The 13,108-nt window shown below is 63.1% G+C and carries 8 protein-coding genes; 3 read left to right on the top strand and 5 right to left on the bottom strand.

The annotated features are described in order from the left end of the window. Positions 1-105 precede the first annotated feature (105 nt). The 3 genes from umuD to QZX93_RS13815 all read left to right on the top strand — a co-directional run bounded on the left by umuD (position 106) and on the right by QZX93_RS13815 (position 4,338). Positions 106-690: a translesion error-prone DNA polymerase V autoproteolytic subunit gene (umuD, locus tag QZX93_RS13825; RefSeq protein ID WP_295385996.1), complete on the top strand. Its 585-nt coding sequence runs from the start codon at positions 106-108 to the stop codon at positions 688-690. Next, positions 687-1,982, top strand: coding sequence for a Y-family DNA polymerase (locus QZX93_RS13820; RefSeq protein ID WP_295385994.1), 1,296 nt, complete (start codon positions 687-689; stop codon positions 1,980-1,982). The genes umuD and QZX93_RS13820 overlap by 4 nt, the downstream gene beginning before the upstream one ends. Positions 1,983-3,711: 1,729 nt before the next feature. Further along, complete coding sequence (locus QZX93_RS13815) at positions 3,712-4,338, top strand: hypothetical protein (protein WP_295385992.1); 627 nt, start codon at positions 3,712-3,714, stop codon at positions 4,336-4,338. Between the two features lie 331 nt (positions 4,339-4,669). On the opposite strand, the gene QZX93_RS13810 is transcribed toward QZX93_RS13815, so the two are convergent. From QZX93_RS13810 to QZX93_RS13790, 5 genes are all read right to left on the bottom strand, one after another. Continuing rightward, positions 4,670-5,020, bottom strand: coding sequence for a hypothetical protein (locus QZX93_RS13810; protein ID WP_295385990.1), 351 nt, complete (start codon positions 5,018-5,020; stop codon positions 4,670-4,672). 1,175 nt (positions 5,021-6,195) lie between these two features. Beyond that, a complete protein-coding gene (locus QZX93_RS13805) occupies positions 6,196-6,597 on the bottom strand; it encodes a hypothetical protein (RefSeq protein ID WP_295385988.1) in 402 nt (133 codons plus the stop codon). Between the two features lie 64 nt (positions 6,598-6,661). Next, positions 6,662-10,525 (bottom strand): conjugal transfer protein TraG N-terminal domain-containing protein, encoded by a 3,864-nt coding sequence (locus tag QZX93_RS13800; RefSeq protein ID WP_295385987.1) that lies wholly within the window; start codon positions 10,523-10,525, stop codon positions 6,662-6,664. Between the two features lie 67 nt (positions 10,526-10,592). Beyond that, entirely contained in the window at positions 10,593-11,933 is a 1,341-nt protein-coding gene (locus QZX93_RS13795; protein WP_295385986.1) for a conjugal transfer protein TraH, read from the bottom strand. Between the two features lie 11 nt (positions 11,934-11,944). Beyond that, positions 11,945-12,643: a conjugal transfer protein TraF gene (locus QZX93_RS13790; protein ID WP_295385985.1), complete on the bottom strand. Its 699-nt coding sequence runs from the start codon at positions 12,641-12,643 to the stop codon at positions 11,945-11,947. Positions 12,644-13,108 lie beyond the last annotated feature (465 nt).

Raw genomic sequence — 13,108 nt, 5'->3', positions numbered from 1 at the left:
GCATTGGGCGTCAGCGGAAGACGCGTCATCCCCACAACCGCCACCACCCAGCGGTCCGCGGATGCGCTATGATTGCCGTACGGTTATCATAGTCCCACGGTGCCCATGTCTGACATTCCTCCCACCCGCCGCGGCGGTGCCCGCCCTGGGGCCGGGCGCAAGCGCGGCTCGGGTCCCTTCGGCGAGCCGACGACCCCGATCCGGCTGCCGGTCAGCTTGGTGCCCGCGGTGCGGGCCTGGCTGACCGCCCGGTCCGAGGGGGCCGTCGCTGGTGCCCCTCAGGCCTTCACGCGCCATCCGACCACGCTGGCCTTGCCCCTCTACGGGTCGCGCATTGCCGCCGGCTTTCCCTCGCCCGCCGACGATGATCTTGAAGGCACCATCGATCTCAACGAGCACCTGGTCCGCCACCCGGCGGCCACCTTCTTTCTGCGCGTGCAGGGGGACTCGATGATCGGTGCCGGCATCCGCGATGGGGATCTGCTGGTGGTCGACCGCGCCCGAGAGGTCAAATCCGGCGCGATCGTGGTGGCCGCGGTCAACGGTGAGCTGACCCTCAAGCGGCTGAAGATCGAGGGGGAGCGGATTTGGCTGCTGCCCGAGAACCCGGACTTTCAGCCCCTGGAGATCCGCGACGGCACGGCGCTGGTCATCTGGGGTGTGGTCGCCCATACCGTGCATTCCTTTTGACCCCTCCTGCACCAAGCGGTCCCCTGTTCGCCCTGGTCGACTGCAACAACTTCTACGCCTCCTGCGAGCGGCTCTTTGCGCCGTGCCTGGAGGGTCGGCCGGTGGTGGTGCTCTCCAACAACGACGGCTGCATTATCGCCCGCAGCAACGAGGCCAAGGCGCTGGGCATCTCCATGGGTGCGCGGTACTTCAAGCATGCCGAACAGTTGCGCCAAGCCGGCGTGGCGGTGTTCTCCTCCAACTATGCCCTCTATGGCGACCTGTCCCGGCGGGTCATGCAGGTGTTGGCGGGCTTTGCCCCCCGCGTCGAGGTCTATTCGATCGACGAATGCTTTCTCGACCTGGCCGGGGTTCACCCCGAGCCGACCGCCTACGGCCTGGAGATCGCCCGCACCGTGCGGCAATGGACCGGCATCCCGGTCGCCGTCGGGATCGCCCCCACCAAGACCCTGGCCAAGCTCGCCAACCGCCTGGCCAAGAAGGGGTGCAGCCCGGCCGGTCCGGTGCTCGACTGGTCGCGCCTGCCCGACCCCGCGGCGGTGCTGGCGACCGTGCCGGTGGAGGATGTCTGGGGGATCGCCGCCGGCTTTGGCGGCCGCCTGCGTCAGATCGGCATCGCCGATGCGCTGGCCCTGAGCCTGGCCGACCCCCGCCGGTTGCGGCAGCGCTTCGGCGTGGTGGTGGAGCGGGTCGGTTGGGAGCTGCGCGGGCGCTCCTGTCTGCCCCTGGAGTGTGTCGCGCCGCCGCGCCAACAGGTCATGGTCTCGCGCAGCTTCGGCGCCGGGGTCAGCGATCTGGAAGAACTGCGGGCCGCGGTGACGGCCTTCGCCAGCCGCGCCGGCGAGAAGCTGCGTGCCCAAGGGCTGTGCGCCCCGGCCTTGACCGTCTTCGTCCAGACCAGCCCGTTCGATACCGCCCGGCCCTGTTATGCGAACGCGCTGACGGTGTCGTTTGCCACCCCGACCCAGGACAGCGGGACCCTGATCCGGCACGCGACCCAGGGCGTCGGGCGGCTTTTTCGCCCCGGCGATGCCTACCGCAAGGCTGGCGTCCTCTTGCCGGATGTGATCCCAGCGGCGCAGGTGCCGACCGATCTGTTTGCCAGCCCGACAGACGATGAGCGGTCCCGCGACCGGATGGCCATGCTGGACGCGGTCAACCGGCGTTATGGGCGCGATACGCTGCGCTTCGCCGGTCAACTGGTGGGGACGCACTGGCGGCGGCGGGCGGAGCGGCAGTCGATGGCCTCAACGACCCGGTGGGGGGCATTGCCGACCGTCAGGGCTGGCTGAGGGTCCGCGGCCGGTGGGGGAGGGCGCCTTGCTATCCCGCGGCGCTACTGCTGGGCCCGTCCTGACTGCGCGTGTGTCAGCAACGTCCTACGCGGCGCGCGGCGTTTTCAACCGTCGCCACGGGAACAGACTCCCTATTCGGCAGCAGCCCGCGACTCTATCCTGTCAACCATTGAAGGGACGCAACCAGGACCGGTAACAGGAAACCGGGCGCGGTCAGAGTGCGCAAGGACGCCGTGACAGGGACCGTAAGACCGCGCGACAGGGAGCAGGATGCAGGGCAGTTCGATGGACACGAGGCCCCAGGAAGATCAGGCCTGGTCAGGGTGCGACAGGGACCGTAAGACCGTGCGACAGGGAGCAGGATGCAGGGCAGTTCGATGGACACGAGGCCCCAGGAAGATCAGGCCTGGTCAGGGTGCGCAAGGCCGCCGTGACAGGGACCGTAAGACCGCGCGACAGGGAGCAGGATGCAGGGCAGTTCGATGGACGCGAGGCCCCAGGACGACCGGGTGCGGTCAGGATGCGACAGGGACGCCGTGACAGGGACCGTAAAACCGCGCGACAGGGAGCAGGATGCAGGGCAGCTCGATGGACACGAGGCCCCAGGGATAGCAGCAGGAATACATGCTCAGTACGCGGGCTCAACCGGATTGACGGCGGACGCGGCGCTACTGAAGGAATTTCAGCCAGGGAGGGCGCTGCTCAGACCCGCCGATAGCGTACGACCAGCCGACTGATGGATGGTGCTGCGCTTAGGCCACAGCGTATGCACAGAAGCAGGGATCGACGGTGCGTAACGCCGAATAGTCAATCAGGTCACGGCCGCGCTCAATGCGGGGCCGCCACCGTCTTGACGTTTCGTTTGCATGTGATCAGCGCTTACACGCCGGACCCACCCAGCGCGTAGGGGACCAGGGGCACCAACATGATGCCAATGGCGAGCCACATGGCGCGGTTGCTGCGGGTACTGAGGTCTTGGTCACTCATGATGTTCACCTTAAATTCGCGTTTGATCAGGGGTTAGGCGCCGGCGCCGCCCAAGGCGTAGGGCACCAGGGGGATCAACATGACGGCAATGGCCAGCCAAATCGCATGATTGCTGCGGGTAGTGAGTTCTTGGTCACTCATGATATTCACCTGGCTTTAAATGTCTTGTTTACCGTTATCGTGTAGCACATCGAGCAGTCTGCTGAACCTGGGGGAGCGATCCACCGACGCCTTTGTGTGCCGACGGTTGCGAAGATACAGACCACGCCGTTGCGCCTCCAATGGGTATTTCCGACTACTGCGATAGGTTTTCGCCTGCCCTCTGAATTCGCTGGAAAAACGCCGCGCAGTGACGCAAGCACCCGGCCCCTGGCACCATCTCCTGCGACCGTGGGTCGTACTCCTACACTGCGGCTGAACCAGTCCCTCGACGCTCCGCTCTGGCCTCGGGTTCACTGGCCACGCCTACGCTGGTCCGCTCCCGGTGGCCCCGGTGGTCCCGGTGGTCCGGCGTCCCTGCTGAAGACCGACCGGAGTCCCTCCCACCCGGAATGCCGCTCCCTGGTGCAGGCGGCGAGCTCCTGCCCGCAAGGTCCCCGCGGGGTCCTGCCCCGTCCGTGACCACCAGGTGAAGCTGCCGGGCGACATCGAAACCTGACCCCCTCGATGTGTGCAGCGACCAGCTGTCAGCACCGGTAATGGGCGCCCACCTTGGTTTCGCTGTATCCTCCGCGCCCCTATGCCCAAGCTCATTCCCTTCGACGAATTCCTTAGCCGCTCCCGTGCCGTCCACGGCGACCGCTACGACTACACCCAAGCTGCCGAGGTCTGGCGCGGCATCGCGCACAAGATCCCGATCACCTGCGCGATCCATGGTGTCTTCAACCAGTACCCGCAAAAGCACCTCGCAGGCACCGACTGTCCAACGTGCTCACGCCAGGCCAGAAGCCATGACCCGGAGGAGATCGCCGCCCGCATCCATACGCGCTACCCGAACTATGTGCTCGATCGCGTCAGCTACCGCCGGACCGATATCCCGGCGATCTGGTCTTGCACCATCCACCACCTGACGTTCCGCGCCTGCTTTTTTCCCCTCCTGCAAGGCACCGCCCGTGGCTGTCCGGCCTGTCACGAAACGGTGTATCGCCAACGCACCGTAGCCAAACGAAGCGACCCCAACGCGGCAGCAAACCTTGCCCGTGTCTCCGCGGTACTGGGCGCGGCGTTCGCCGAGACCTACCAGCGCTGGCTTGCCGGCGACACCCTCGCCATGATCGGCCAAGCCCATGGCGTGACGGGCGAGCGCATACGTCAGCGCCTGTTACGGGTCCGTGTTTTAGTCCAGGAGCGGCCAGGGACAGACTGATAAGAACCTCGCCTTGTGAGCTTTTATATCAACGCTATGGGTGCGTCAGTTGCCTCAGCTAGCGTGGGAATAAGGACGGTGGTTGATGCGGCTGATGGGGCGGCGAGAGACAGCGGGCGTCACGGTCGCTGACAGGTCCTGATGCAGCAGGATCGCGCTTCAGCTTGGACTTCGTGGTGGCGAGGTCGCCGAGTAGGCTCGAGGCAGCATGGCCGTCTCATCGGGAGTCCGCCTCGACAACATTGTGTCCTTCGGCAACGGTCAGTCCCGGGTGCTGCCGATGCCGAAAAAATGGGGACGCGGACCGGATGCTCCGGCCCGCGAGATGGTGTCAGAACGCGTCGATCAGTCCTGCGGAGAATCCATATATCTCCCCGCGTACGGTCTCGAATGCTGCGGTGCGCTGCGCGAGGGGTTGGATCGACATGTCGCGGCCACCGACGGCATCCCACCGGATCATGGCGCGTTGGATAACCCGTCCGAATTCGCTAGGGACGATGATTTCTCCAGCCCTCCTCCTGGATCGCAGTGACAGCGCAAACTGTGCCCCTTCCTGGGTTCCTCGGGCATAACCAGATTCGTAGCCGTCGGTTCGCAGGACCAGCGGCACGGTGTCTGAATCGATTGAAGGCACGTCGCCGTGGGGTGTTTCCAATAGCGAATCTCGCTTGAGGTTTTTCATAAGACACGGCTTCTTTGAGGGGGGAAAAGCGAATCAAAGGCGCGTCACATAGGCTAGGCGTACCCGACATCAGGTGCCTCCGGTCAATGGGCGGGTGTTGCCTGATAGGCAAAACGTAGCGGTGAAGAGCGGCGATCCTCGAATCTGGCATCGCGCTGACAAGGATGTGTACTGTTGCTGGCTAGATGGTTGTCCAGACCGAGAGCGGCAACAGGAAAAATCGCCATGCGCGACGCTGCGAGCAAGCGGAATACGGGTGCAGAGGATGAGAGGGGGTCTGTGTCGGGGGCCGGGATGTGGCCGTGGCGTAGCCACGTGGCGCGGGACCTTCGCCAGTGATCGCAAGCCGCCTAAGTTGGGGCGTTGTTGGCAGATTGCGACTGCGGCGCATCTTTTTTTTGGGGCGTTCGCGCCGTGGCGGTACGCCTGTCCGAGTCAGTCGCGGGGGTTCCGGCCAGAGCGTGTGCTGACGCAGTCTGCGAGCAGGTCGAAGGATTAGCTGGAGAAGCTTAATTATGTCATGTGCTTAGGGCGCGATTGTCGCGCTCTACAAGACCTGGTAGTGCGGCCGTCTCGTCCATACCAAGAGCCATGAAATACGCGTCGAAGCGGGGAACGCTGGGGGTAATCTGGTGGTGCTTGTGCATCGGGCTCTCTTGCCTTTGAGCGAGATCACAGGCATGTCCCCCTCGTCCTGGGGACTGAGGGGGGATTCTTGGGGGTGATGGCGATCTGGACGAAATCGTCCAGCGAAACCAGTGGCCCCAAGTGCTTGGTTCCGGAATACTTTTTGAGCCGGGAAACTTCAGTGAGTAAACGTGCGGAATTTCATTATCTCGTGTTCCGTGGCAGCGCTTACCTGTCCGGTACTTGCATCAGCGTCTCGGCGATTGCACTGCCCTTCGGGTGCAAGAGGAGCCGATTAGCAACGCAATCCGATAAAGAGTAATAAATTGCCTACTCGGGGGTGTTGGCGATACTACCCGCTTTATCGGTTAACTCCAGGGCAATCACGAGTTCGAATGAACGAATAGTCCCTTCGAAATTATGCAAGTCATGGAGTGGCGATGTCTATCTGTCTGACTAATGATCATACCGTGGGGTTATCGGTGCAACTGAAGTAGCGGTTAGCTTGATGGCGGCGAAGCCCCGGCAGGTCGGTCGGGGGTTCGATGTTACTCGGAACGAAGCGGCCAGTGTTCATGATAATCATCCATTGCGGATTTTTGAAAGTCGCATCCTGAGAGATTATGCTGATCCCCGTATCCATAATGACCGCCCCCGTCAGTTATTCCATTAACAATTAATCCGGTCGTTGAGCTAACCATTGCGTTATAATCGCCGTGATTACTCAAGATGTTACCATGATGACTCTGTCCGCCTTGATGGCTAATGTGCTGCGCGCGAAATAGTTCACGAACCATAAGTCCTCCGAGCACCAACAATAAAACGAAGACAGCCAATCTGGCGTCGATCACGAGCAGTGCGATGAACGCGACAGGCGCGATGAGTATCCACCGAACCCGTCGCGGTATGGTACGGATGGCACTGACGAAGCGGCGGATGAAGTGGCGCATTTAGTGTTCTCTCGATGTTTCTAAGATTTAGGGACATGCATGGCTAGCGAGCGGTTAGTTGCACTCATGCATGCCCATTGACGCGCCGAAACGCTTCAACTGTCTTTGGCAAATAGTCTATCGTTTCCTGCTTCAGCGGCTTGCCTTGCCCGGCCAGATAGTCCTCGATCCGTTGCGTCCCCGCGTTGTAAGCCATGACGGCGTAGTTCCAGTTGCCAAATTTCTGGTAATCGCTGGCCAGCTTTTTTGCTGCCCCGACCGCGGCTTCACGCGGGTCGAACGGGTTAGAAACACCGAAGGTCTTCGCGGTGTCAGGCGTGATTTGGAACATGCCCTGTGCGCCCGCGCCGGACACAGCATTCGCGCGGAACTGGCTTTCGACCGAAGCGACGGCGGTCAACATGCCCGCTGGCAAGGCGTGTTGCTGCTCGATCTCCCGAAAGACATCCCGCAACTCGGCTGGCGCCTCCAACGGTCTCGGTTGATCCCCAGCGCGGCCAGCTTGCGCGACGCCGCCAACCGGTCCCGGAATGTGTGCAGGGACCGGTCGGCCAAGAACGGTCGTCGGATCGACCGCCCGGCCGTCCATGCGCGTCTCGAAATGGACATGCGGTCCGGTCGCGCGCCCGGTCGAGCCGACGGCAGCGATTCTCTGCCCGGCAGCGACCGCCTGTCCAGGCGTGACGAACATTTCGCTGGTGTGGCCATACCTCGTCACCAGCCCTCCCGGGTGCGTCACTTCAACCAAATTACCATATTCCCCGCGCGACCCAGCGAACGTCACTACCCCATCGGCCACCGACACGAGTGGCGTGCCCACCGGTGCGGCGAGATCCTCGCCCGCGTGGAACGCGGCATGGCCAGTGATCGGATGGACTCGCATCCCGAAGCCGGAGGTCTCGGTGCCGCCGCCCGCTGCCCCAATCGGTGATGACAACAGCGTCGAGGGCCCCCCTCCTACGGGCGGCTCAGTTTTTTTTTGAGCGAAACCGCCAACCGCCCCCTGGGTCTGTTCGTTGAAGGCCCCGATCAGACGCAAATCGCTGTCATCGCGGGAGGACGCCGAGCGCTCGATCAACTCAGCAACATGCCCACCGAGTGCGGGCCCTGCTTCGTTGATGACCGCCTGCCGGGCCGTTTGTTGGGCAGCACTGGGAACATCAGCAAGCAGTGCGCCCGTCGCTTCCCGATAGAGCGCCGTTTGCGTCGCCGTCAACCCGTAATGCGACACCTGGTCCATGCGCGCGTTGACCATACTCTCCCGCGCACCTGACCAACCAGGTTCGCTGCCGGCCGCCGCCTTGCCAGCGGCGATTGATCCCGAGAGTCCTTGACCGTCCGCCAACGACGTTCCAAATGCCTTCAGACCGGCCACCGACTCACGCGCCAAGCCGCTCACGCCAGCGTCGGTCAGGGCCAACTCTTCGGCGACTTGAATGGCGAGTCCGCCGACATGGTTCTGGGCAAGTTGCGCCGCCGGGCGAGGCAACATAGCGTGTTGCGTGATGGTGGCGCCGAGGTTAGCCCCTTTTCCGCCACGCAGGGCAGTCTGCCCGTTTGCCCTGAAATCTGCCAGTCTCTGGTGACCTTGGGCGACGAACTGATCGACCGCACCGAGCCCGCCGTTATGTTCAACACCCGCGCGGTGCTCTGCGAGTTGGTCCTGAAGACCTGCGGCGTTCGGTCGGACGTCATGCAGTTCTGCCCCATCGACGGCCGCGCGCGCGCGTCCAAAGGTTGGTGCCGACCCGTCCAAATCGGCATTGCGGCCAGGATTGATCCCTTGTGGTGTTTGGACGTTGAAGGCCCCGCCCAGGATTTCCATGCCAGCCTCTTTGGCGGCGGTCCGTTCGTCGGCGGTCATGCGGTGGACGCGATCACCGTCGGTGTACCCAAGCAGCAGGCCCATCCCCGCCATCCCGCGCGCCTGTTCAGGGTCGGCCGTGGCACCGCCGCGCAGCAGGCGCTGTTCTTCGCGTTGCTGATCCCCGCCCAGGCCAAAACGATCAATTTGCCGTTGCATACGCTCCATGTACGCATGGTTTTGGGGTTCGGCCAGTGCCGCACCGGTGTGGACGCCGTTGAATGATCCGAGCGTGCCGAACCGTTCGGACATCGACTCGGCGCGATCAAGGCTGCGTGAGGCAGAGAGTACGTCGTCGGCGGAGCGGGTCAGACGGGTTGACTCATCAGTATTCAGGCCGGACGTAAACACATTCTTTGTGCCACTCTGAGAATCCAGCTTGAGGCCTTCTGAAAGGCGCGTCTGAAACGACTGGTCGGATGTCATTGTTGTTGAAATATCAGCAGCCATCCTATCCGCGACATCGCTCTTGACCCCGTACTCACTACTCAGTCGTGCCGCAATGTCCGCTTTTGCGACGGCCTTCCCACCGGCCCCGATGGAGCCTGCCATGACTGAAGCGATACTATTCGTCGAAAGCCCGCTCTCGCTGTACTGTTTGCTCAATGATTCAGCGGTCTGCATGAGCGCCTGATCGGTCCGGCTCTTTGACCCTTCATAATTCCAACCGCTCGCATGTGAGTCAAAGCTCTCACCGCTGCGTGAAGCGGTCGCACTGGCCGCACTCCCCAGTGCATTGCCGAATCCCACACTCGCCCGCGCGCTGGCTTGCTGACTGGACTTCAACTCGCGTTGCGTGTCCTGGCCAACATTCGCGGTCCAGGACACATTCTCCGCCCCCGGCGCCGCGGTGCCTCGCACGGCGCCATGATCCTGCAGCGCCTGCATCGACAGCGCCGCTGCCGGCGCCACCACATCGGGTGAGACGACCTTCTCGTTGAGATGGTCCCCGCCCTGGAGCCGACCGGCGAGGCTGGTCGCGGTGATCGCCGACCCGTAGAGCAACATCAGCGCGATCGCCGGCACGCTCGCGGCCAGCATGCCCCCGGTCCCGAGATAATCGATCATGAGGGCGTCCGCCTTGGCCAACGCGTAGAACGATGGGAAGACCAGATTCCCCAACGCGGCATCCTGCAGCGCAGACAGCTTGCCCTGGATGGTCATCATCAGGAACAGGTTGACAATCGCCAGCAGCGGCTGCCAGAGCTGGATCCAGAGCGCGAACAGCAGATAGCGCCCGACCAAGCCGAAGCCGAGCGGCCCGAGTCCGATGGCGAAGACCATCAGCGGGGAGACCGCGTACAGCACCGCCTCCAGGAAACTCAGCAGCGGTCGGACGTTGCGCTTGAACATCTTCTCCTCGCCGGCCCATTGCGTGTTGCGCTGCTGGGCCGCTTGTTCGACCATGACTGCCTCGTTCCAGTGCTGGATCTCGCGCAGCGCCTGGGCGCGGCCCTTCGCCAGGTACGGGGTCATGGCGGCCATCACCATGTAGTTCTGGGCATCGGTCTGGTTGGCACCGATCGCCGTCAGCGCGCTGCTGACTTTCGCGTCTACCGCCGCGCTGCTGCGTAGCGACAGGGTGGCCGCCAGGGACTTGCGCAGGGCCGGGGTAAACTGGGTGGCGATGTACGTCTGAAGCTTCGGCCAGGCCTCGTTGCAGGGCAGCGTCTGCGGGGCGCCACCGAGCCACACCTGGGTGGTGGGCACGTTCATCGTGGTTTGTGGTCCCAAGGTCGTCCAACTGGGGTTGCGCATCAGGTCGTCGAGGGAGCGTTGGTCGATATCGACCTCGTAGAGCACACACTCGGCCATGTAGTTGTCCTCAATCATGACCTTGGTCGTCGGGCCGAACATGGCCGCGTAGATCACCCAGGCCACCAAGACATTCTGCATCTGGGGCGGACGGGCCTGGATGATGCCCTGGAACATGACCAGCACAATGCCAAACAGAAAGCCGACCCCGGCCAGCTGCTTCATGTCGCCGGAGCCCGACAACATCGCCACGGCGTTGAGGACGGCCGTCAGGAAGGCGGCATCGCCAATCGAGTAAATCGTGTACATCAGCTGATCCTCTGGGAGACGCGACGCCGTGGCGGGCGGCGCATGAAAGCGGGGGCGCGCAGGGCCACTATTCGGCACTCGCGTCGGTCGTGTCCTTGCCCTTGATCGTCGCGACCAGGTGCTCGTAATGCGCCAACACGGTTTGCACGTTGCCGTAGCGTTGCGCCACCACCTCGTATTCGCGGTGGACCTGCTCTTTCGCCGACTTGATCTGGGCCAGGGCTTCCTTGGCATAGGTATTGGCCTGCAACACCATGGCGTTTTCCGCAGCGCGGACCAGGTCGTCGATCATCACCTTGGCCATTTCCAGCGCGATGACTGGTGCGGCCTCGTCGGCGAAGTTGGCCGCGATGCCGGCGTTGTACCGGGACAGATTGTGCAGTTGGGCCGCGACCCCGTTGGGCGCGAATTGCATGAACGCCATTTCCGCCGCGGTCACCGGTTCGGTGCCGTAGCGAAACTTATCGATCAACCCGCCGCTCCCCCCGTTCTGCGGGTCCCCGACCAGGACCTTCTTCGTGTACTGGACCAGTCCGATGAGTGCCGTGTCCGAGATCGGCGTCGGCGCCAGACACTGGTTTTCGCCCCGGGCGTCGCAGCGGTAGCGCAACACCACATGATTGCTGTCCACGGCCCCTGTCCCGGTCGCATCATTCGAGCGGCTGCCCCACAGCAGATCGGCGACCTTCATCAGATTGCCCGGCAACGGCTTCGTCGGGTAGCTTTGGCCCTTGCCGTCCGGGGCCTGGGTCGGGGACCCCACGATCACTGAGCCGGTAATGCTCATAATCGCTTCCAGCAGGTCGTCGTCTCCCGAAGCGAACCAGCCGGCCGCGCCGCGCCGTTTGAGTGCCTGCCAGACCAGATTGCCCTGCAGATCGGCCGCGCCGCGTTGCTCGTCGGTCATGTGGGTCACGGTCATGCCCACCGAGTCGTTGCCGGTGGTCGTCGTGCGACTCTGGAAGGTGTCGCTGACCCACCCTTGGGTATCGGCGATCAAGGAGGTCTTGTCCTTGTGGGCGACATCGAAGGCATCGGCCACGTCGTTGACGAAGCCCTTGGCCAGTTGGCAGGAGTTGACCATGCCGGAACTCAGCTCCTGGAGTTTGCGCTGGAGCGATTCCATCGTCTGCATACACGAGGGACACATGGCCTCGAGCGCGACCTCGAACGCGTACCCCGGGGCATTCGCCGCAATGCTGCGCATCAACTGCTGGAACTGGGCCCCCGAGATAAAGCTGAAGCTGCCGGCGAACATGTCGATGCCCCCGCAACCGGCCGAGACCGAGGGCGGCACGATGCTCCACAAGGAGGCATTCATCACGCGGTTGCGGGCCACCACCGAGCCGCCATCGACCACGCCGCGGCGCTGCTCCAGGTGCGCGGTCGGACTGGTGTAGTTCAGCATGGAGTTGAACATCAACCCCGGACCGCGGCCACCACGATGCGCTCTTGCAGTTGGGCCAAGGCCAGCAGGCCCTGGGCGAGCGGGGCGAGGGCCGGGAGCTCCGGTCGGGCGAGGAACGTGGCGGGGGTCGAGGTGACCCCCAGGGCTTGGCCCTGACCGCGATCGATCTGGAAGTTCGGGAAGCGCCCGCTGGGCAGTGGGGCGCCGTCGAGCGAGATCGCCACGATGGCGAAGCCGTACTCTTTCTCCAAGAGCTGCAGCAGGGGTGCTTGCGCCTCGCAATAGGGGCAATCGGAGCGGAAGAAGAACCACAGGGATGCCATGCCTGCGACCTTCTTGACCACCGCATCCCGGGCGAGACCGCCTTGGCGATTGGCCAGATTGGCGCCAAAGGTGGCGGTGGGCCGTTGCGTCACCTCATCGAGATTCGGGTCACCCTGAACCACGCGCTCGGACACCTTGGCAAATTGCGAGGACTTGTCCATCGCCACCCGCTGCAGATAGAAATACAGCTGAACATTCTGCGGGCTCGGGTTGTCGATGGCGGCATCGCGATAGCGCCCGAGGTTCTCGCGGAACCATTGTGCGGAGAGCGGCGCCGGTCCGGCCGGGGCCAGTACCTGAGGTGGCGTCGGCGCGGGGCTCAGGGGCGGACTCGGCGGGCGGCGGTGGGGGAGGGGGGCGGAATCATCCCTGACGCTTGCCGCCATAGAAGTATGGCGGAGAAACCAGCTATTCAAATCATACCAAGGGGTTGGCCTTATGTGACCAAACTTCTGTCTCGTTCGCCGCCCTGACGTCAAGCCTAAAGCGGCGCGCGCTCGCATTTGAGGCGAAAGTTAGGCTCTTCTGGGCTTCTTGAAAAAGAAATCGAGCCCGGTCTCTTTAGCCGCAGTATTTCAACAAATTTTTGTATACTTCTGGCTACTGCTGTAGTATTTGGAACAGCAGAGTCCAGGGCTAGGGCCCTAAATTTGAAACTTTTTTCTTTCTCATGTGTGCCCGCGGTTTCCGCAGACTGAAAATGGTCAGAGTTGAGCCTAGTACCGCAGGATGAAAATCCTAATACCGTTTCTGAAGAGCGCGTTGTAAGATGCAAACTTCGTGATCTACTCTGGTTTTTTCGATGCCCTTGCTTCGTCCTGCGCCTGTCCTCGTAACCGATCGCGAGCGTC

The organism is uncultured Thiodictyon sp. (assembly GCF_903946935.1).
Lineage (GTDB): Bacteria > Pseudomonadota > Gammaproteobacteria > Chromatiales > Chromatiaceae > Thiodictyon.
This window is presented reverse-complemented; position numbering and strand designations above follow the sequence as displayed.